General features: G+C 57.0%; 20 protein-coding genes. 13 read left to right on the forward strand and 7 right to left on the reverse strand.

The genetic code is table 11. The annotated features are described in order from the left end of the window. The first annotated feature begins 75 nt into the window (after positions 1-75). The 5 genes from QMK58_RS01195 (at position 76) to QMK58_RS01215 (ending at position 6,100) form a co-directional block, all read left to right on the forward strand. Entirely contained in the window at positions 76-717 is a 642-nt protein-coding gene (locus QMK58_RS01195) for a thiol:disulfide interchange protein DsbA/DsbL (protein WP_053152891.1), read from the forward strand. A gap of 14 nt (positions 718-731) precedes the next feature. After that, positions 732-1,610, forward strand: a complete 879-nt coding sequence (locus tag QMK58_RS01200) for an endonuclease/exonuclease/phosphatase family protein (protein WP_053152894.1) — start codon at positions 732-734, stop codon at positions 1,608-1,610. Then, the gene (locus QMK58_RS01205; protein ID WP_053152897.1) at positions 1,607-3,526 is read left to right on the forward strand and encodes a GGDEF domain-containing protein; all 1,920 of its coding nucleotides are present in this window, start codon (positions 1,607-1,609) and stop codon (positions 3,524-3,526) included. Before QMK58_RS01200 ends, QMK58_RS01205 begins: the two co-directional genes overlap by 4 nt. Before the next feature lie 104 nt (positions 3,527-3,630). Then, positions 3,631-4,410, forward strand: coding sequence for an N-acetylmuramoyl-L-alanine amidase (locus QMK58_RS01210; protein WP_053152900.1), 780 nt, complete (start codon positions 3,631-3,633; stop codon positions 4,408-4,410). A gap of 76 nt (positions 4,411-4,486) precedes the next feature. Further along, entirely contained in the window at positions 4,487-6,100 is a 1,614-nt protein-coding gene (locus tag QMK58_RS01215) for an EAL domain-containing protein (protein WP_053152903.1), read from the forward strand. A gap of 7 nt (positions 6,101-6,107) precedes the next feature. Here QMK58_RS01215 and QMK58_RS01220 read toward each other — a convergent pair whose 3' ends face one another. Continuing rightward, positions 6,108-7,895 (reverse strand): KinB sensor domain-containing domain, encoded by a 1,788-nt coding sequence (locus QMK58_RS01220; protein ID WP_053152906.1) that lies wholly within the window; start codon positions 7,893-7,895, stop codon positions 6,108-6,110. A 10-nt stretch (positions 7,896-7,905) separates the two neighbouring features. Continuing rightward, on the reverse strand, positions 7,906-9,252 hold the full coding sequence (gene algB / locus QMK58_RS01225) for a sigma-54-dependent response regulator transcription factor AlgB (RefSeq protein ID WP_053152909.1): 1,347 nt from the start codon (positions 9,250-9,252) through the stop codon (positions 7,906-7,908). Between the two features lie 440 nt (positions 9,253-9,692). Between algB and QMK58_RS01230 the strand changes: the two genes are divergently transcribed. From QMK58_RS01230 to QMK58_RS01250, 5 genes are all read left to right on the forward strand, one after another. After that, entirely contained in the window at positions 9,693-9,980 is a 288-nt protein-coding gene (locus tag QMK58_RS01230) for a hypothetical protein (protein WP_053152912.1), read from the forward strand. A gap of 72 nt (positions 9,981-10,052) precedes the next feature. Continuing rightward, positions 10,053-10,217: a DUF1328 domain-containing protein gene (locus tag QMK58_RS01235; protein WP_003170804.1), complete on the forward strand. Its 165-nt coding sequence runs from the start codon at positions 10,053-10,055 to the stop codon at positions 10,215-10,217. A 1-nt stretch (position 10,218) separates the two neighbouring features. Beyond that, positions 10,219-10,683: an inhibitor of vertebrate lysozyme family protein gene (locus tag QMK58_RS01240; protein WP_053152914.1), complete on the forward strand. Its 465-nt coding sequence runs from the start codon at positions 10,219-10,221 to the stop codon at positions 10,681-10,683. A gap of 702 nt (positions 10,684-11,385) precedes the next feature. Continuing rightward, positions 11,386-12,717, forward strand: a complete 1,332-nt coding sequence (gltP, locus tag QMK58_RS01245) for a glutamate/aspartate:proton symporter GltP (protein WP_053152918.1) — start codon at positions 11,386-11,388, stop codon at positions 12,715-12,717. A gap of 190 nt (positions 12,718-12,907) precedes the next feature. Beyond that, positions 12,908-14,137 carry a nucleoside recognition domain-containing protein gene (locus QMK58_RS01250; protein WP_053152921.1) on the forward strand — a complete coding sequence of 410 codons (1,230 nt, stop codon included), beginning with the start codon at positions 12,908-12,910 and terminating at the stop codon, positions 14,135-14,137. Here the strand turns inward: QMK58_RS01250 and QMK58_RS01255 are convergent. After that, positions 14,119-15,222 carry an aminopeptidase gene (locus QMK58_RS01255; protein ID WP_053152924.1) on the reverse strand — a complete coding sequence of 368 codons (1,104 nt, stop codon included), beginning with the start codon at positions 15,220-15,222 and terminating at the stop codon, positions 14,119-14,121. The two genes, QMK58_RS01250 and QMK58_RS01255, sit on opposite strands and share 19 nt — an antisense overlap. Before the next feature lie 59 nt (positions 15,223-15,281). Between QMK58_RS01255 and QMK58_RS01260 the strand changes: the two genes are divergently transcribed. Then, positions 15,282-15,704, forward strand: coding sequence for a hypothetical protein (locus QMK58_RS01260; RefSeq protein WP_053152927.1), 423 nt, complete (start codon positions 15,282-15,284; stop codon positions 15,702-15,704). A 40-nt stretch (positions 15,705-15,744) separates the two neighbouring features. Next, the gene (locus QMK58_RS01265) at positions 15,745-16,167 is read left to right on the forward strand and encodes a hypothetical protein (protein WP_053152930.1); all 423 of its coding nucleotides are present in this window, start codon (positions 15,745-15,747) and stop codon (positions 16,165-16,167) included. 4 nt (positions 16,168-16,171) lie between these two features. Here QMK58_RS01265 and QMK58_RS01270 read toward each other — a convergent pair whose 3' ends face one another. Then, positions 16,172-16,405: a DUF1161 domain-containing protein gene (locus QMK58_RS01270; protein WP_053152935.1), complete on the reverse strand. Its 234-nt coding sequence runs from the start codon at positions 16,403-16,405 to the stop codon at positions 16,172-16,174. A gap of 135 nt (positions 16,406-16,540) precedes the next feature. Beyond that, positions 16,541-16,972, reverse strand: coding sequence for an OsmC family protein (locus QMK58_RS01275; RefSeq protein ID WP_053152938.1), 432 nt, complete (start codon positions 16,970-16,972; stop codon positions 16,541-16,543). Between the two features lie 238 nt (positions 16,973-17,210). Here QMK58_RS01275 and QMK58_RS01280 point away from each other — a divergent pair, with 238 nt between their 5' ends. Continuing rightward, positions 17,211-18,212, forward strand: coding sequence for an LLM class flavin-dependent oxidoreductase (locus QMK58_RS01280; protein ID WP_053152940.1), 1,002 nt, complete (start codon positions 17,211-17,213; stop codon positions 18,210-18,212). Positions 18,213-18,273: 61 nt separating this feature from the next. Here QMK58_RS01280 and QMK58_RS01285 read toward each other — a convergent pair whose 3' ends face one another. Both QMK58_RS01285 and QMK58_RS01290 read right to left on the reverse strand, forming a co-directional pair. After that, positions 18,274-18,495 (reverse strand): DUF1161 domain-containing protein, encoded by a 222-nt coding sequence (locus QMK58_RS01285; protein ID WP_053153009.1) that lies wholly within the window; start codon positions 18,493-18,495, stop codon positions 18,274-18,276. A gap of 123 nt (positions 18,496-18,618) precedes the next feature. Continuing rightward, on the reverse strand, positions 18,619-18,834 hold the full coding sequence (locus QMK58_RS01290; protein ID WP_053152943.1) for a dodecin: 216 nt from the start codon (positions 18,832-18,834) through the stop codon (positions 18,619-18,621). Positions 18,835-18,920 lie beyond the last annotated feature (86 nt).

Below are 18,920 nucleotides of genomic sequence, written 5' to 3' on the forward strand. Positions count from 1 at the left end.
CTACAGAACTCAAGCCCGCCATGACCTGTCTGAAAACAGGTCGCGCGAGGCGATAAAATTGTCCAGGAGTGAAGCATGCGTAATCTGATCATCAGCGCCGTTTTTGCCGCTGCCAGCCTGTTCGGCATGACTGCCCAGGCCGCCGAAGCCCCCGCTGCGCCTTATGTCGAACTGAGCAATCCGGTTCCGGTTGCCGTGCCTGGCAAGATCGAAGTGGTGGAATTGTTCTGGTACGGTTGCCCGCACTGCTACGCGTTCGAGCCGGTGATCAATCCCTGGGTCGAAAAACTGCCTTCTGATGTGAACTTCGTTCGCATTCCAGCCATGTTCGGCGGCCCATGGGACGCCCACGGCCAAATGTTTCTGACCCTTGAAGCCATGGGCGTCGAGCACAAGGTGCACGCGGCTGTCTTCGAAGCCATTCAGAAAGAACACAAAAAACTGACTGACAAGAATGACATGGCGGACTTCCTGGCCACTCAGGGCGTAGACAAGGAAAAGTTTCTGGCCACCTTTGACTCCTTCGCCATCAAGGGCCAGGTCAACAAAGCCAAGGAACTTGCCAAGAAATATGAAATTTCCGGCGTGCCTACCATTATCGTCAACGGTAAGTATCGCTTCGACGTAGGCTCTGCCGGCGGTGCCGAACAAGCCTTGCAACTGGCCGATAAACTGGTCGACAAAGAGCGAGCGGCTAACAAGGCTGCCGCCAACTAAGGGCATCACTTCCCATGCGCCGCTGGGGCACTGAACGCATCGTTGGCCTGCATGATCCGCAGGTCAACGAGCACCATCTGGAGTCGACGGGCCTGCCCGCAGACAGTCGTTTGCGCCTGCTCAGTTTCAATATTCAGGTCGGCATCAGTACCGAGCGCTACCGGCATTACCTGACGCGGGGCTGGCAACATCTGCTGCCCCATACCGGTCGGGCCGGCAATCTGCAAAAGATCGGCAATCTGCTCGGTGACTTCGATCTGGTGGCCTTGCAGGAAGCCGATGGCGGCAGCCTGCGTTCAGGCTACGTCAATCAGGTCGAACACCTGGCCCAGCTCGGCGCTTTTCCCTACTGGTATCAGCAACTCAATCGAAATCTCGGTCGTCTAGGCCAGCACAGCAATGGCGTGCTCAGTCGCTTGCGCCCGTGGGCCATCGAAGACCATCCGTTACCGGGGCCAAAAGGCCGTGGAGCGATCCTGGTGCGCTTCGGTGAAGGTCCGGAAGCGCTCGTGGTGGTCATGATGCACCTCGCGCTCGGTGCACGCACACGCAGTTTGCAGTTGGCTTATATCCGCGAGCTCATTGGTGGCTATAAGCACCAGGTGCTGATGGGGGACATGAATACACATGCCAGTGATCTGTTGCAAAGCTCTCCATTGCGCGATCTCGGCCTGCTCGCCCCGCAACTGGAAGCGACGTTCCCCAGCTGGCGCCCCCAGCGCTGCCTGGACCATATCCTCCTGAGTCCGACCCTGACCCTTGAAAAGGTCGAGGTACTGGCCCAGCCCATTTCCGATCACCTGCCGGTCGCGGTAGAGATTCGTCTGCCGGGTTCGCTCACGGCCGATGCATTGCCCGCGTTGAGTCCTGCCCTTCGCGGAAGCCCTGAATGAGCGACGACGTACAGCGCTGGAAAGAGAAATACCTCAAAAGCATCGAACAACAGGAAAAACTCGAACATCGCTGGGACGCGCGACTCGACTTGCTGCGTCGCGGGCTGGTGCGCAGCACCTTGGCGGCGGAGGGTACCGATCGCGCTGTGGACCAGTGCATGAAGGAAATGCGCGAAGTGGTGCGCACCGATGACATGGATGCGGGCCTGGCTGCTCTGATTCCGCGTCTGGAGAAGGCCGTGCTCGACTCTGAGCAGCGACGCGAAACCCGGATCAACCAGACCAGCGCGGCCCTGACCGCACTGGTCACTCAGTTACAAACATTGCCGTTGCCACGGGAAGTGAGTCGACCGCTCAAGAATTTCGCCAAACAACTGGATGCCCGGGTTAGCCAAGCGCGAGAGATCCCATTACTGCTCAGTGAGTTGAGCGGGTTGCAGGGCAAGGCACTGAGCCAGCTTGAGGCGCCGACAGAGCCTGAGCGGCCGGGTTTGTTGCAACGACTCTTTGGCCATCGAGATGCGGAAGAGGCGGCTGCGCAGGACCCTGGAATACCTGCTGCGGTCATCGCCGATGCCAAGGTGGCTACGGTAGAGACGATTGACTCGCCGGCTTCGCAAATACCTTTGGTCGAGGGTGCGCTCCAGCCTGTAGACGTTCCAGACGTTGAGAACCGCGAAGATTTTGAGCCTTCAGAGCTACCGATAACCGAGATTGTTTCACCAGCGGCAGAATCGATGATCAATCCTGATGAACTGATCTCGCAGGACTTGCCCCTGTCAGCGACTGCTACGGCGCAGATCTCTGCTGTCGAAGCGGATTCATCCCGGCACGACATTCTTTATGCGCTGCCAGACTCCCCCGAGCCTTCATACAGTTCGGTAGCCAGGCATATTGAAGACACGCTCCTTGGTCTGCTTGATGACCTGACGTTACCGGAACGCCATCGGCCCCAAGCCGAGTCCATGCGCAATCGTCTGAAAAATGGTTTGAACTGGTACGAGTTGCTACCCATTCTCGACGATTTCGCTACGTTGATGTTGGCCATTAACGACAGTGGTCAGCATGAGTTCGAGGCGTATTTACAGCGACTCAACGAGCGCCTTGAGTCTTTCCAGAGCAATCTGCAAGCGGCCAGCGCCGGCCACGCCGACAACCGTTCGGCAGCGCGCGCGATGGACACGCAAATTCGCGAACAGGTCGACGGTTTGCAGAGCAGCATGCAAGAAGCGGCAGATCTGGACGATCTCAAGCACGTGCTGGAAAACCATCTCGAAGGCCTGCTCGGCACCATGGACGAGCACCAGAAAAAACGTGATGAACGAGAGCAGGAAGTCGCTGCGCGCCTGCACAGCCTGGCGGAACGTGTCGCCCATATGGAGCAGGAAGCCCTGGGCTATCGCGAGCACCTTGAAGAGCAGCGTCAGAAAGCCTTGATTGACCCGTTGACCGGCCTGCCCAATCGAGCGGCCTGGAGCGAGCGGCTGGACCACGAAGTCAAAGAGTGGCAGCAACATGGCAATACGCTGTTGCTGGCCATGCTTGACCTCGACCATTTCAAGCACATCAACGACAACTATGGGCACCTGGCTGGCGACAAGGTTTTGAAAATTATTGCCAGCGTATTGCGCAAGCGTCTGCGGGGTACGGATTTCATCGCCCGGTTCGGCGGTGAAGAGTTTGTCCTGTTGATGCCGTCCACGGTACCCGCAGCCGGTCTGACGCGGCTGGAAAGCCTACGTGCTTCCATCGAGGCCTGTCCGTTTCACTTCAAGGGTGAGCCGGTGACCGTCACGGTTTCTATCGGCATGACAGCATTCCGCGTCGGCGAGCATAGCGATCAGGTGCTGAAACGGGCTGACAAGGCGTTATACCGAGCAAAAAATGCGGGCCGCAATCGCGTTGAAGCGGGCTGATGTTCATTTGTTCCATTTTATTTAATTCGCCACCAATGGCGAACGCGTCTCGAGGCAGTACGTTACACTGTTGCATTATAGTCCCGTGCGTATTACCTCTTGCCATGAAATATCTTGCCCTCATTGTGTCTCTGATCCTGCTGGCCGGCTGTGCCAGCGGGCCACGGTTCGACACCGGTCACGCTTCTTCCAACTACGACAGCCGGATCCAGTTCGTGGTGGTGCACTACACCAATGCCTCAATGGAACGTTCGCTGCAATTGTTGACCCATGGCGAGGTCAGCAGTCATTACCTGATCGGTGATGACAAGGGCGCCACAATTTATAAATTGATAGACGAGAGCCAGCGTGCCTGGCATGCCGGGGAAAGTGAGTGGGACGGTCGAACCTGGCTGAACTCTAGTTCCATTGGCATCGAGATCGTCAACCCGGGCTTCAAGGACACTCCAACCGGGCGCCTCTGGTATCCGTATAGCGAAGATCAGATTCAGTCCTTGATCGTACTGCTCAAGGACATCAGCCAACGCTACACCATCAACCCTCGCTACATCATTGGCCACAGTGACATCGCACCGCTGCGTAAACTGGACCCCGGGCCGCTGTTTCCCTGGAAACGTCTGGCTGCCGAGGGCATCGGCATCTGGCCCAACGAACAGGCAGTGGCGCGTCAACAACTGCAGTTCGCCGCACAGTTGCCGAGCATCAGCTGGTATCAGTCTCAATTGGCCCGATTTGGCTATTCCACACCACAAACCGGTGAGCTGGACGTCGCCACTCGCCACGTGATTGCAGCGTTCCAGATGCGTTTTCGCCCTACCCGTTTCGACGGCACACCGGATGCGCAAACGGCAGCGCTTTTGATGGTGTTAAACCAGACAAAATAATGACGACCGCCCGACGGTGCGGGCGCTTTCCCAATCAGCAGCTATAACTCATTGGTAATTCGTCGGATATTTCCCAATGCCTGCTGCTCGAGAAACCTTTCGAAGTTGGTTCTATCGCCCCTGGTTTCTGGGGTTGCTGGCGGCTGTCTTGAGTTCAACGCTTCTGATGACGGGCAGCCTGTTGGTTGCCCTGCATCAGGTCGAGCAAAATGAAAGCCAGGAAATGAACGCTCAGGGCGAACGCTTTCTCGCTCGCCTGGAACAGCTTTTCGGGCAACTGCGTGAAAGCCTCGACGACCTTGAAGCCCAGCCGTTACGAGGTTGCGATGATGAAATGATCGCGACCTTGCAGGCGGTCAGTTTCAATTATCGTTTCGTGTACGAAGCGGTTTACATGGACGCTTCGCGTGTTTGCTCCAATCGACCGCGCCAGGAAGGGTTGTCGCTGATTCGACCGCCAGACATCAAAGGCCCCACCTACAGTTATTGGCTCAACACCACCACCGAACCTGATGAAAACCGTGCCGCGCTAATGCTCGGGCGCGGCAATTTCCGCGTTGCGACCTCGCGTGGGCATTTGACCGATATGGTCGATCTGTCGCCGGATAGCAGTCTGCTGGTGGTGCTCGACCATGGCACACGGGCAATTCCAGTGCTGGGTGTTTCTCAGGCCTGGCCGCCGACCGAAGCCTGGCCGCCGAAAAATCGCGATGCCTTGCAAATTACCCAAACGCGCCTGATCTACCGCATGCCGACCGATAACCCGGAATACCAGTTGGTACTGATCACTCCACGTACAGGCATGCACGTGCCCGCGGTCTGGTTGTGGCTACTGCCGGCCAGCCTGGCCTTGGGCATATGTGTGGGATGTCTGGTATTTCTGCTGGTGCGTCAGCGCCAGTCGCTGGATGCGGAGCTCACAGGTGCGATTCGGCGAGGCGAGTTGCAAGTGCTGTATCAACCGATTTTCGACCTCGACAGCCGTAACTGTGTCGGCGCTGAAGCCCTGCTGCGTTGGCGCAGGCCGGACGGTACGCTGACCAGTCCCGATCTGTTCATTCCAATGGCCGAGAACACCGGGCAGATTCGACAGATGACCGACTTCGTCCTGCAACGCTTGCTTGAGCAGCTTGGGCAGTTGCTGCGCGCCAATCCGCAGCTGTATATCTCGGTCAATCTTGCGGCGTGTGACGTGATGGTCCCGCGGATCGGCCAGGTCATGGAGCGTTTGCTGACGTTGCATCGGGTGGCGGCCCGGCAGATTGCCTTTGAAGTCACCGAGCGTGGTTTGATCGATGTGGTGGTGGCCCGAGAAAACCTGCAAGCCTTGCGAGATGTCGGACATCAGGTGTTGATCGATGATTTTGGCACCGGCTATTGCAGCCTCGCCTACCTGCAAACGCTGCCGGTGGATTGTCTGAAAATCGATAAGGCCTTTATCGATGCCCTGGGCCATGACGCCGCCAGCAGCGGCGTGGCTCCGCACATCATTCACATGGCCCAGTCACTGCACCTGAAGGTGATTGCCGAGGGCATCGAGCATGAATCCCAAGCCGCATTGCTCAGCAGCGAGGGCGTGAAGTTCGGTCAGGGTTGGCTATTTGCCCATGCCCTGAGCGCGGTACAGTTCATTGAGTTGATCACCCGAGGGCGCCGACGCAACGGGCGGCGGCTAGATGATGAAGCGTAGCGACGCTCTAGACGGTCAGCGCCAAATAAAACTGCGTTCCCTGCCCCGGCCGTGAGTAAACGCCCATCCGCCCGCCATGCAGTTGCACGATCTCCTTGCAAAGGGCCAGACCGAGCCCGGCACCGCCCTTCTTGCGCCCGACCTGTACGAACGGTTCGAAGATCCGTCCTTGCTGGCCATAGGCGATACCTTCGCCATTGTCTTCGACGCTGATGATCACGCGATCTCCATGACGCCGGGCCTGTAGACGAATGCGCCCACCTGATCCTGTATGGCGCAGTGCGTTATCGATCAGGTTATCGAGTACCCTATTCAACTGCGGCTCGTCGGCCTGCAATCGAGGCAAAGGTCCCTGTACCTCCACCAGCAGGTCGATTTCCTTTTCGCTGGCCGATTCGGCAAAGCGTGTTTGAGCCTGCTCCAGCAGATCCTCAATGGAGCAGGGTGCGAGGCTGAGTTTCTGCAAACCGTTCTGGTAGCGGGAGAAGTTCAGCAGGTCATTGATCAGCTGCATCAATCGCTGCATCTCTTCGTTGACCGTGTCCAACAGATCGGCCTCCCGGGAATCCGGATCAAAGCGCGCACGCTCGCGAAACAGACCGAAAGCCATGTGCATACCGGTGACGGGTGTTCGCAACTCATGGGATGCCCGCAATACGAATTCGCTCCGCACCCGTTCAAATGCACGCTGCTCAGTCACGTCGTGCAGCACCATCACCGCACCGAGAATATGGCCCTGGGTATGGCTGACGGGGGTCAGGCTGTAGGTCAGCACGCGCGTCTCACCGTCGACCTCGATGTTCAAATCTTCAGGCGCCCGCTCCAGTGTGCCGCCCCGCAAGACCAGTTGCAGTTGCTCATCAAGCTCAGGGCGTTCCAGCGCCGCACCCAATCCCTGCCCCAATCGGTCGGAATCTCTGCCGAGCTGACGCTGGGCTACCGGGTTGAGGTGTTCCAGGCGGCCTTGGCGGTCGATCATCAACAATCCGTCGTCGATGCTGTCGAGTACCGCTTGCAAACGCTGCTGGCCCGCCAGCAGTTCGTCTACGTTGGTGGCCTGATGGTCGCGCAACGCTTCGGCCATGATCCCGAAACGTCGGGTCAGTTGATTCAGTTCCACCGCCGAAGAGATCGGCAACGTGACATCGAAATTCCCCTGACCAATGTTATCCGCCGCCTGGGCCAAGGCTTCGATCGGCTCACCAAAACGCCGAGCGATGGCATGGGCTGTCACGAAACCGATGATCAACACCGCCAGCCCCACCAGCCCGAGCAACCCGGCAATCAGAAGCGCACGTTCACGCGCTTGGCGTTCAGTGTTGTTGATGTTGTCCAGGGCGCGTTTATGTTCGGTGATCAGGCCATTGCGCAGCGCATTGAATTTGTTGGTGAGATCATCGTGACTACTGAGGATGTTCGTGGTGTCCGGCGACTGTTCATACGCCTGAATGAAGTTCAGGTAATCCGCTTTGGCTTTTCTGAACCCATATTCATTACCCTCTTGTGGCTCTTGGGCAATGCCTTGTTCAAGCAATCGGAAATATTGCTGCTTTGAGGTCTCAAAGGCGAGGGAGTCAGGTTTCTCGCTGAGCATGATGATCAGTTGGTCGCCAAGTGTCTGACGTAGTTTGAGGCCCAGATCCAGGGTGGCGAAATTATTGCGGATCACGGCTTCCTGACTGCCAGCCATCTGCATCACGCTGACCAGCCCCAGTAACAGGCCAAGTAGCGCTACGGTAATCAGTGCGGAAATACTCAGGAAGAGCCGAGTCCTCAATTTCATCGCCAGCTTCATTGGCTACGGCTCACAAATTGTACTGTTTGCGTTTGCGGTACAGCGTCGAAGCATCGATTCCCAGGGTCTTGGCGGCTTGATCCAGTGTATCGGCGGTGGCAAGGACTGCGCCGATGTGAGCTTTTTCCAACTCGTCCAGGCTGAGCGCCGCACCGATGCGTGGCGCGTTGTTGACCGGGGTTTCGGCCATGCCCAGGTGGCTGATCTCGACACGTTCTTGCGGGCAGATGATGCTTGCCCGTTCGATGACGTTGCGCAGCTCGCGGATATTGCCGGGCCAGCGGTAACTCAGCAGCGCTTCCCGCGCCTCCTCACTGAAGGCCCGGGCCGGACGTGCATACTCTTTGACGAACCGCGCCAGGAATCGGTCCGCCAGGTTGAGAATGTCTTCGCGGCGTTCGCGCAGCGGCGGCAGGTGCAGGGTGATGACGTTCAGGCGATACAGGAGGTCTTCGCGAAAACGGCCGTCACGTACCATGTCCTCAAGGTTGAGGTTGGTGGCCGCAAGAATGCGCACATCGGCCCGCCGGGTCACCGGGTCACCGACGCGTTCATATTCCTTGTCCTGGATGAAACGCAGCAACTTTGGCTGCAATGTCAGGGGAAAATCGCCGATCTCATCAAGAAACAGCGTTCCGCCGTCAGCTTGATTGACTCGACCCAAGGTACTTTCGCTGGCCCCGGTGAATGCACCACGACTATGGCCGAACAGCTCGCTTTCCATGAGTTCGGCCGTCAGGGACGGGCAGTTGATGGTGACACAGGATTTTTTCGCCCGCTTGCTCCAGCCGTGAATGGCTTGGGACAGCTCGCCTTTACCGGTACCGGATTCACCCAGAATCAAGATATTGGCGTCAGTGGTGGCGACCTGCCGGGCGGTTTCGAGGACGACTTTCATTGCCGGACTGTGGGAGTCCAGTCCGTCCTTGGGTTTGCGTATTTCGCCTTCCAGCGCTTCCAGGCGCGCTGACAGTTGCCGCACTTCCAGTTGTTTGGCGGTGGCGAGCCGCAACTGATCCGGGCTGCACGGCTTGACCAGATAGTCGGCGGCGCCGGCCTGGATGGCGTCCACTGCCGTGTCGACGGCCGAGTGAGCCGTGACAATCACGACTCGCATCCAGGGTGCTTGAATGCGCATTTGCGCCAGCACGTCGAGGCCATTGTCTTCGCCAAGGCGTAAATCGAGAAAACACAAATCGAAAACCTGACGCTGCAACAGCGTTTCCGCCTGCGCAGCGCTGGTGGCGGTGGCGACGCTGTAGCCTTCGTCTTCAAGGCAATATCGGAACGTTCGCAGGATGGCGGATTCGTCGTCCACCAGCAGAATGCGGCCTTGATGCTCAGTGGCAGATTCCATTTTCCTACGCTCCTTAATGAATGATCTGAATTTAGTCCCGGAAAAATCGGGCAAGTTGCATGGTTGATTCTGAGCTATTCCTGCCATGGCAGGGTAGCGCTCATCTTACTGATCAGTTTGTGAGCTGATTTTTCGGGTCTTTTAATAGAAGCCCGGTTTCAGACAACGCCCTGCGTGAATTTCTGACATCTGCGCCCCTCCCGCAATTCCAAAAAAATTACGACTTCGTTGTGATTGATCGTGCAATTCGCACGACCCTACGGGCGCCATCGTGCAGGATGCGCCTGAAATCGTTTTTGATAATTTCATAACATGTTGATTTATAAGGTATTTATTTGAAGAAAGAAGCTGGCATGCAGGCTGCAACTGTCTGATTAACCAGGGCATTCAAGAACAAACGCCCGCCATAGAATCCCGACTTGATTGGGAGGAGCTTCAGGATGAACCGTCAACGTGCCGCCGTCTTGCGCCTTTCGCCGCTGTATGTCCAGCAAGGCTTGTTTGCTGTTTTGGCGCTATTGATCACGTTGATCGCCGGTCAACAGTTTGTGCGCTGGGAGCAGAGCCAGCAGCAGGATGCGGCGCTGACAACGTTTCAACACCCGACCCAAACCCATTTCAGCGCTGTCAGCAGCAGTCAGGCCGACAGTAGCCCAATGCGAATGATGGACGTCGACCAGGCCCAGCCTGTGGATGAAATGCGCCCTCAAGAGCGTTGGGTGTTCTAGGCAACATACCTGTCGCGTTCGCTGCGCCGGGGAAACGCAACACCTTTAAATAGAAGCGTAAGGAGAATCACCATGTTGAGCTGGGCAATCACATTCCTGATCATTGCCATTGTCGCTGCCGTATTGGGCTTCGGTGGTATCGCGGGCACCGCCACGGGTATCGCCAAGATTCTGTTTGTCGTGTTCCTGGTGATGTTCATTGCTTCCTTCTTCTTTGGCCGCCGCGGTCGAGGCTGATATGAGCGGCTTGTTCAAAACACTGGCAGCCGCCCTGCTGTTGGGCGGTAGTGCCATGGCGATAGCGGCCAACGACGGCCAGATACGGGTTAATGAGCTGTTGAATGCAGACCCGCAATACCGTGAAACCTGGCAAGGCGTTGTGAAGAAGGAAGAACGCCTGCCGGAATGGGTGATGAACCTGTCCGGCGATGCCGACCAGATGAATGCTGTTGAAGAGGATGGCAAAAAGTACCTAGTAGGGCCGCTGTGCGAGTCGCAAACGACGTGCCTTAACCAACGCTTGATTGTCGCTGTCGACTTCGACAAAAAGGACGCCTATGCGATGTTGGTTGAGGTGCCGGCTGGATTGCCGGCTGACAAGTCGCCGACACGGCACGCCAGCTACCGCTTTCTCGGCGAGCCGGACCAAGGCATGCAGGACTTGTTGATGGAACAGCTGAAAAAAGATCCAAAGTGGTACTGAAATTGATCACGAAAGGGGCCATGCCGCCGCTTTCTTATTGCGCCACCTGAGGAAGGTGGACGCATGACCAAGGGGTCGGGACGTTCTGCCTGCGTCAGGGGCGGAGTGACCTACGGGTACAGGGAGTACCTGCGTGAGGGCCGGGTCAGGAAAAGCTGCGTCGCAAGTTCGCCGGTCAATCAAGGATCGACGGACTTGCGAAGGGCTTGCTTGAACATCCACCTGAGACATTCTTCCCCTCGTTTTTCCTCTCCTCCGGTCAACTGCGAACGCTTTCGTGTTTTGCGAAGTGATTTCTGTGACCGTATATCGAGAAAAATAAGCGTTATTTTGCCGTGATTTTTCTTGTCTTCACGTGGGATTTTGCCGAAAAAACCACGCACATACACTGCTCAAAAAACAACCTATCTGCTCTGTGATGACCGGTTCACGGCACTTATGCCTGCCGAAATGTCGTATTCGAACCGATTGCGACGTCGCTTTCAGTAAAAAAACCTCATGCCGATTCGGCATGGGGTAGGCGTTTACGGCATTAGACGTCGCTTCCTTGCATCGGAATAGTTGCGCCTTTTTTCGCCTGCCAGAGAGCCATTAACAAGCGCTCCGGGGCTCCTTATACGGGGGCAGATGCACTGGCCGATTCGCCACAAGCGTTCGAGGTCCATGCGTCTGTCCGAGTCAAACTGAAGTAAGGGTAAAGATATGAAGAAGGCAAAGCTTAGCCTCGCCTGGCAGATCCTCATCGGTCTGGTATTGGGGATTGCAATCGGTGCGCTGCTCAACCATTTCAGTGCCGAAAAAGCCTGGTGGATCAGCAACATCCTGCAACCGGCAGGCGATATCTTTATCCGTCTGATCAAGATGATTGTGATCCCGATCGTGATCTCGTCGCTGATCGTCGGTATTGCCGGTGTGGGTGATGCGAAGAAGCTCGGTAGCATCGGTCTGAAAACCATCATCTACTTTGAAGTCGTCACCACCATTGCCATCGTCGTCGGCCTGCTGCTGGCCAACCTGTTCCATCCAGGTGCCGGTATCGACATGAGCACCCTGGGTACTGTGGATATCTCCAAGTACCAGGCGACGGCGGCGGAGGTCCAGCATGAACACGCGTTCATCGAAACCATCCTCAACCTGATCCCGTCCAATATCATCGCGGCCATGGCACGCGGCGAGATGCTGCCGATCATCTTCTTCTCCGTGCTGTTTGGCCTCGGTTTGTCGAGCCTCAAGCCAGAGCTGCGCGATCCGCTGGTCACCATGTTCCAGGGCGTTTCGGAAAGCATGTTCAAGGTCACTCACATGATCATGAACTACGCGCCGATCGGCGTATTCGCACTGATCGCGGTGACCGTGGCCAACTTCGGTTTCGCTTCCCTGCTGCCGCTGGCCAAACTGGTAATCCTGGTTTACGTCGCCATCGCCTTCTTCGCCTTCGTGGTGTTGGGCCTGATCGCACGCCTGTTCGGCTTCTCGGTGCTCAAGCTGATGCGCATCTTCAAGGATGAGCTGGTACTGGCCTACTCCACCGCCTCCTCCGAGACCGTGCTGCCACGTGTGATCGAGAAAATGGAAGCCTATGGCGCACCGAAAGCCATCTGCAGCTTTGTGGTCCCGACCGGTTACTCGTTCAACCTCGACGGTTCGACCCTGTACCAGAGCATCGCGGCGATCTTTATCGCTCAGTTGTACGGCATCGACCTGTCGATCGGCCAGCAACTGTTGCTGGTCCTGACTCTGATGGTCACCTCCAAAGGCATCGCCGGTGTACCGGGCGTATCCTTCGTAGTGCTGCTGGCAACGCTGGGCAGTGTCGGTATCCCGCTGGAAGGCCTGGCATTCATCGCCGGTGTCGACCGCATCATGGACATGGCGCGTACCGCACTGAACGTGATCGGCAATGCTCTGGCAGTACTGGTTATCTCGCGCTGGGAAGGCATGTATGACGATGCAAAGGGCCAGCGCTACTGGAACTCCCTGCCGCACTGGCGCAGCAAGGAAAAACTGCCGGTTGGTGAAGTTTCCAAGAGCTGACACCCTCCGTTGGAGCCGGCTTGCTGGCGATGAACGATAACGCGGTGTGACAGATACACCGCGGTGCAGCAATCGCCAGCGAGCCGGCTCCTACAGATGTGTAGCGCATAGACAAACCCCGGAGAAATCCGGGGTTTGTCGTTTCTGGCCACCCCGCTATCATTCGCGCATCTTTTGGGGGATTTGACTGATGCTTAATGGCCTGTGGCTTGGTTTCTTCGTTGTAGCCGCAATATCGGCGCTGGTTCAGTGGCTGATCGGTGGAAACGCCGGGATCTTTGCGGCAATGGTGGAGAGCATTTTTGCCATGGCCAAGCTGTCGGTCGAAGTGATGGTGCTGCTGTTCGGCACCCTCACCCTCTGGCTCGGTTTTCTACGGATCGCCGAGAAAGCCGGGATCGTCGAGTGGCTGGCCAAGGCACTCGGCCCGCTGTTTTTGCGCCTGATGCCAGAAGTCCCGCCCGGTCACCCGGCCATCGGCCTGATTACCCTGAACTTCGCCGCCAATGGCCTGGGCCTGGACAATGCGGCCACGCCGATTGGCCTCAAGGCCATGAAGGCGCTGCAGGAACTCAATCCCAGCGCCACCATCGCCAGTAACGCGCAAATCCTGTTTCTTGTGCTTAACGCGTCCTCTCTGACGCTATTGCCGGTGACCATCTTCATGTACCGCGCGCAACAAGGCGCGCCGGACCCGACGCTGGTGTTCCTGCCTATTTTGCTGGCCACCAGTTGCTCGACCATCGTCGGCTTTTTGTCCGTGGCCTTCATGCAGCGTCTGCGAATCTGGGACCCGGTAGTGCTGGCCTATATGATTCCCGGTGCCCTCATCCTCGGTGGGTTCATGGCACTTCTGGGCACGATGTCTGCCACTGCGCTGGCCGGTCTGTCATCGATCCTCGGCAACCTGACGCTGTTCGGTCTGATCATGCTGTTTTTGCTGATTGGTGCGCTGCGCAAGGTCAAGGTCTACGAGGCCTTCGTCGAAGGCGCCAAAGAAGGCTTCGACGTTGCGAAGAATCTGCTGCCGTACCTGGTGGCGATGTTGTGTGCGGTGGGCGTGCTGCGTGCGTCCGGGGCACTGGATTTTGGCCTGGACGGAATTCGTCATCTGGTGGAATGGGCAGGTTGGGATACGAGATTCGTCGATGCGCTACCAACCGCCATGGTCAAACCCTTCTCCGGCAGCGCCGCCCGGGCGATGCTGATTGAAACCATGAAGACCTCGGGCGTGGACAGTTTTCCGGCGTTGGTGGCGGCAACCGTACAGGGCAGCACCGAAACCACGTTCTATGTCCTGGCCGTGTATTTCGGCGCCGTGGGCATCCAGCGGGCGCGTCATGCCGTCGGTTGTGCGTTGCTGGCGGAGTTGGCAGGGGTACTGGGTGCAATTGGTGTTTGCTACTGGTTCTTCGGTTGATTGGCGCCTGCTGATCCCGACAGCGCCTTGAGTGCTGCTTTGCGCTCGTTGAGCGGCACCGCGCCAAGCTTTTCCACGGCGGCGTAGAAGTTCTGCCAATCACCGTCGGCCTGACGGAACAGCGCGCCGAACGCAGGCACCCATTGGTCATAAAGACCAAACGGCAGTAGCCTGGCGTTGTTCATTGGGGCATTGATCCAGGCGTCGTAACGTTTGTCTCCTGCCCACTGACGGTCGCGCATTTGTCGATACTCACCGCGCAACCGCTCAAACTCCGTCGCCTTGCGCTGACGCATTTGTTCGGCGGGCAACGGCAGTGCGTACAGTTTCTCCAGTCGTGTACGGGTATCCAGGACCAGTTGAATGAACTGGTCGCGCTGGCGGGCCTGTGCATCGTTGTCCGGTGGCAGGTTGCGAGAGGCGCGCCACTGGCGAGTGCCCTCTTGCTCGACAAAAGTGGCAAATGACTCGTTGAACTCGGTGTCGTCCTTCACATAAATACGCTGATGCGCCAGCTCGTGAAAAATCAGCGTTGCCAGCCGCTCGTCGCCCCAACTCATCATCGAATTCATGATCGGATCGTTGAACCAACCGAGCGTCGAATAGGCCTCGACGCCGCCAATCCACACATCCATACCTTGAAGTCGTTGCAGGGCTGCTTCGCCGCGAGCCGCACTCTGGCTGTAATAACCGCGATAAGCCACGCACCCCGCGATGGGAAAACAATGGTTTTGCGGGGTCAGGGAGAACTCCGGCGTGACGAATACATTCCAGACCACGAACGGCCGGCCAATGTCGGCGTACAGGCGATAGCTCTGGTTATCCGGCAGATGCAGCTGCTGGCTGGCGAACGTCCGGGCCTTTTGCGATTGGGCCAGGTGAGCGCGCAGTTTTTGATCTTGAGCCGGATCGGCAATCACTTCGGAAACGGGTTCCCTGGCCCGCAGCAATTGCAATTGACCACTGACCAACTGGCTGTAATAGCTAACGCTGGCGCAACCGTTGAGTAACAAAAACATCACAGCCGGAAACAAAACGCGAAAAACGCGATCAAGTAACCCAAGGCTTCGAAGCGGCCTGATCAAAATAAAATTTCCATGGAGAGTCTGCCCGCAAGACTATCCCGCCTGACTGGAGCTCCGCTATGCGCATGTTGATGCTGACGGGAAGCCTGCTGATGCTGGCAGGCTGTGCTGGATTCGGACTACCGCACCACGATCCCTCGCAAGCGTGGGTCGATCTGGAATCACAACAAGAAGATACAGCTTTGCAGGCACTGGAGGTCGATGACAAAGCCACTGAGGACAAGCGCTACTTCGAGGTTCAACCCGGCAGCCATGAGTTGACCGTTCGTTACCAGTTCGCCGTGCAGCCCACCAACATCGGCCCTGACGCCGAGCCGCTGTGGCGTGATTGCCAGCTGAACGTGAAGTTCAAGGAATTCAACGCTGGTGAGCGCTATCAACTACAAGCGGGAAATATCGGTTTCAGGCCTTGGGCAAAGCTCTATGATCAACAGCGAAAAGTGATTGGTCACGGTACGCCAGCCGGCTGCCAACGCACCTGATCAGGGTTATGCTGGATGCATATCCCTTGAGACAACCATCATGCGCAGGTTGATGCTGTTACTCGCCGCCAGTATGGTCGCCGGCTGCCAAAGCCCAATGCCGACACCCAATCCGCAGATGGCTTGGGTGGAGTTCTCTACGCCCTTCCCTAACGACAAGTTACTGATGGCTGAACGCCTGGATAAACAGAGACTGCGCGACGGGCGTTATTTCGAAGTCCTGCCTGGTAGCCATGAACTGGTCGTGCGCTTCGACTTTGAAGTGCCCGGCGGCGGGGGCATGAGCACGATGAGCGGCCCTTCGGAACGGCTGTGCTACCTGACCATCAGATACGATCATTTCGAAGCCGGTCAGCGTTACGTGCTTGAAGGCCGCTCAATCGCCTTCACTCCTGGCGCCCGGCTGTATAACGCCAAGCGGGAGATCGTCGCTGAAGATCGGGAATCCTACTGCCTGATGTGAAATGTCAGCGGTCGTTCTTCTGGTAGATGATTTTCTTGGTGCCGTTTTCACACGACCCCACGACCATGTTTTGATCGTGTACTTCGTCGTTGGCGACGATTTCGAGTGTGTAAGACGTTACCCCACGGGCCTGGATCTTGGCTTCGATCTCGGCCTTGAGTTCTTCACAGGGTTTCGGTGCTGCGAGAGCCGATGTGGCCAGCGCACAACAGATAACCGCCAAGGCAAAACGTTTCATGGTTGAAGCTCCTTTGAGGCAGCACGCACGGTCATGCGTTTTGGCTGCTGTCATTTATTCGACCACAGTTTTGCCAGTGAGGTTTTGTTTCAGGGCAAAAAGATCGCAGCCCGGAGGCTGCGATTCAAAAGCGTATTAGCCGACCAGCGTGGCATCCAGGCTGATTTTCGCATTCAGCACTTTGGACACCGGACAGCCTTCCTTCGCCTTGTTGCTCAGTTCTTCGAACTGCGCCTGGGTAGCGCCGGGAATTTTCGCTTTGAGGATGAGTTTTACAGCCGTGATCGCAAAACCGCCCTCTACCTGATCCAGAGTGACTTCAGCGTGGGTGTCGATGCTGTCGGCTTTCAGGCCGGCCTCGCCCAGAATCATTGAAAACGCCATGGAGAAACAGCCCGCGTGGGCCGCGCCGATCAACTCTTCCGGATTGGTGCCTTTGCCGCCTTCGAAACGCGCCTTGAAGCCATAAGGTGCATCTCTGAGCACTCCGGTTTCAGTGGAAATCGAACCGATGCCGGTTTTCAGATCACCTTCCCAATGAGCCGATGCTTTCTTTGTGATAGCCATGCCTGTCTCCTCAAGATCGGCGCGAAGCGTCGCGCCGTTGTGGTTTTCGATTGCCAGGGTTGTGAGGATAGACCGAGGCGCAAAGTTCACCCTGTCCGATCGGGACGCTTTTTTTACAGGATTTGTTACCCGGCTATTGAATCTCGGGTATATGCCCACATTGCATGAAACACGCCTTTGGATTCGGCAGGTTTTTGCTCGCATAAAAACCTGCGCCCTCAATTGGAGAAGCAGGTTTATGAAACGACTGTCCGATATCAAGTTTTCGACCCTCGATCTGGTGCCGGTGCGCGAGAACGGCAGCCCTGCCCAGTCACTGCGCAACTCGCTGGACCTGGCGCAACATGTCGAGAAGTTCGGCTACAACCGCTTCTGGGTAGCCGAGCACCACAACATGGATGGCATCGCCAGTTCCGCTACGTCGGTGCTGCTCGGCTACCTGGCTGGCGGCACGTCGACCATTCGCGTCGGTTCGGGTGGCGTGATGCTGCCCAACCATGCTCCGTTGGTCATTGCCGAACAATTCGGCACCCTGGAAAGCCTTTACCCTGGCCGCATCGATCTGGGCCTTGGTCGTGCTCCAGGCTCCGATCAGCTGACCGCGCGCGCCTTGCGCCGTGAACGCTCCGGCAGCGCCGACGACTTCCCCGAAGACGTAGCAGAACTGGTCCGCTACCTCGGTCCGCGAACTGCGGACCAACGAATCATCGCGATGCCGGGAACCGGGACTAATGTGCCGATCTGGCTGTTGGGCTCAAGCCTGTTCAGTGCACAACTGGCGGGTGAGCGAGGATTGCCCTATGCGTTCGCCTCCCATTTCGCGCCCCGCTACATGCACGAAGCGATTCGCGTCTATCGCAATCACTTCAAACCTTCGGCCGTATTGGATAAACCCTACGTGATGCTCGGTGTGCCTCTGGTAGCAGCCGACACCGATGAGCAGGCCGACTACCTGGCGACTACTGTGTATCAGCGTATTCTCGCGCTCATGCGTGGCCAGAGCCTGGTTCAACGTCCACCCGTAGAAACCATGGATGGCCTGTGGCTACCCCATGAACGGGAAGCCGTGCGCGATTTCCTCGGTTTGGCCATGGTTGGCAGCCCGCAGAAAATTCGCGCCAAACTGGACGTGCTCATTGAGCAGACCCAGGCAGATGAGCTGATTTTTACTTGCGACTTGTATGAACATGCCGATCGCGTGCATTCCTACGAACTGCTGGCGCAAGTCATGAAGGGTTGATCCGAAGACATGGTTACAAAAAAGCCGACGTCATCACGTCGGCTTTTAGGAAGGATTCAGACTACTTCTTGTAAACGATGACTTTGGCACCCTTCTCGCAGGTGCCGACAACTTTTCCATCGGCACGGGTACCTTTGTCGACGATTTCCAGTGAATAGCCGGAAACGCCTTTGGCATCGAGTTTCGCTGCAATTTCGGCTTTCAGTTCTTCGCACGGCTTGCCGTCCGCAAACGCTGAACCCGCAAGGCTCAATAAACCTACCGCCAACATGAACTTCTTCATCGGTTGCATTCCCCTGGTCAAATCAAAAGGGTTATCCAGCGGTCAGCCAGACGCGCTTATATAGCGCTTTGCCATTCCTTGTGGCATTCGGCCAGCGCGCAAGTTCAGAAGACTAGACGAAAGTCAGCTGCTGGCAATTCGGAACCCAACCTTGAGGGTTACCTGAAAGTGCGCGGCTTTGCCGTCCTTGATGTGCCCTCGGGTTTCGGTCACTTCAAACCATTCCAGGTACTTGATGCTTTTACTGGCTTCAGCCAGCGCATTGTTGATCGCATCTTCAATGCTGGTGGTGGACGAGCCGACCAGCTCGACTTTCTTGTAGGTGTGATGATCAGTCATGGCTTTCTCCTTGGGGTGTGAATTACAGCCTAGCAGTGATTTTTCCTATTACTTCTGTCGGCGCATTCGCAGTGAAAGTTCAGATT

This window comes from Pseudomonas sp. P8_241 (genome assembly GCF_034008315.1).
Lineage (GTDB): Bacteria > Pseudomonadota > Gammaproteobacteria > Pseudomonadales > Pseudomonadaceae > Aquipseudomonas.

Excerpts from the sequence above, each read along its gene's own strand:
- QMK58_RS01195 (WP_053152891.1), top strand. The coding sequence starts at position 76 with ATGCGTAATCTGATCATCAGCGCCGTTTTTGCCGCTGCCAGCCTGTTC.
- QMK58_RS01200 (WP_053152894.1), top strand. The coding sequence starts at position 732 with ATGCGCCGCTGGGGCACTGAACGCATCGTTGGCCTGCATGATCCGCAG.
- QMK58_RS01205 (WP_053152897.1), top strand. The coding sequence starts at position 1,607 with ATGAGCGACGACGTACAGCGCTGGAAAGAGAAATACCTCAAAAGCATC.
- QMK58_RS01210 (WP_053152900.1), top strand. The coding sequence starts at position 3,631 with ATGAAATATCTTGCCCTCATTGTGTCTCTGATCCTGCTGGCCGGCTGT.
- QMK58_RS01215 (WP_053152903.1), top strand. The coding sequence starts at position 4,487 with ATGCCTGCTGCTCGAGAAACCTTTCGAAGTTGGTTCTATCGCCCCTGG.
- QMK58_RS01220 (WP_053152906.1), bottom strand. The coding sequence starts at position 7,895 with ATGAAGCTGGCGATGAAATTGAGGACTCGGCTCTTCCTGAGTATTTCC.
- algB (WP_053152909.1), bottom strand. The coding sequence starts at position 9,252 with ATGGAATCTGCCACTGAGCATCAAGGCCGCATTCTGCTGGTGGACGAC.
- QMK58_RS01230 (WP_053152912.1), top strand. The coding sequence starts at position 9,693 with ATGAACCGTCAACGTGCCGCCGTCTTGCGCCTTTCGCCGCTGTATGTC.
- QMK58_RS01235 (WP_003170804.1), top strand. The coding sequence starts at position 10,053 with ATGTTGAGCTGGGCAATCACATTCCTGATCATTGCCATTGTCGCTGCC.
- QMK58_RS01240 (WP_053152914.1), top strand. The coding sequence starts at position 10,219 with ATGAGCGGCTTGTTCAAAACACTGGCAGCCGCCCTGCTGTTGGGCGGT.
- gltP (WP_053152918.1), top strand. The coding sequence starts at position 11,386 with ATGAAGAAGGCAAAGCTTAGCCTCGCCTGGCAGATCCTCATCGGTCTG.
- QMK58_RS01250 (WP_053152921.1), top strand. The coding sequence starts at position 12,908 with ATGCTTAATGGCCTGTGGCTTGGTTTCTTCGTTGTAGCCGCAATATCG.
- QMK58_RS01260 (WP_053152927.1), top strand. The coding sequence starts at position 15,282 with ATGCGCATGTTGATGCTGACGGGAAGCCTGCTGATGCTGGCAGGCTGT.
- QMK58_RS01265 (WP_053152930.1), top strand. The coding sequence starts at position 15,745 with ATGCGCAGGTTGATGCTGTTACTCGCCGCCAGTATGGTCGCCGGCTGC.
- QMK58_RS01270 (WP_053152935.1), bottom strand. The coding sequence starts at position 16,405 with ATGAAACGTTTTGCCTTGGCGGTTATCTGTTGTGCGCTGGCCACATCG.
- QMK58_RS01275 (WP_053152938.1), bottom strand. The coding sequence starts at position 16,972 with ATGGCTATCACAAAGAAAGCATCGGCTCATTGGGAAGGTGATCTGAAA.
- QMK58_RS01280 (WP_053152940.1), top strand. The coding sequence starts at position 17,211 with ATGAAACGACTGTCCGATATCAAGTTTTCGACCCTCGATCTGGTGCCG.
- QMK58_RS01285 (WP_053153009.1), bottom strand. The coding sequence starts at position 18,495 with ATGAAGAAGTTCATGTTGGCGGTAGGTTTATTGAGCCTTGCGGGTTCA.
- QMK58_RS01290 (WP_053152943.1), bottom strand. The coding sequence starts at position 18,834 with ATGACTGATCATCACACCTACAAGAAAGTCGAGCTGGTCGGCTCGTCC.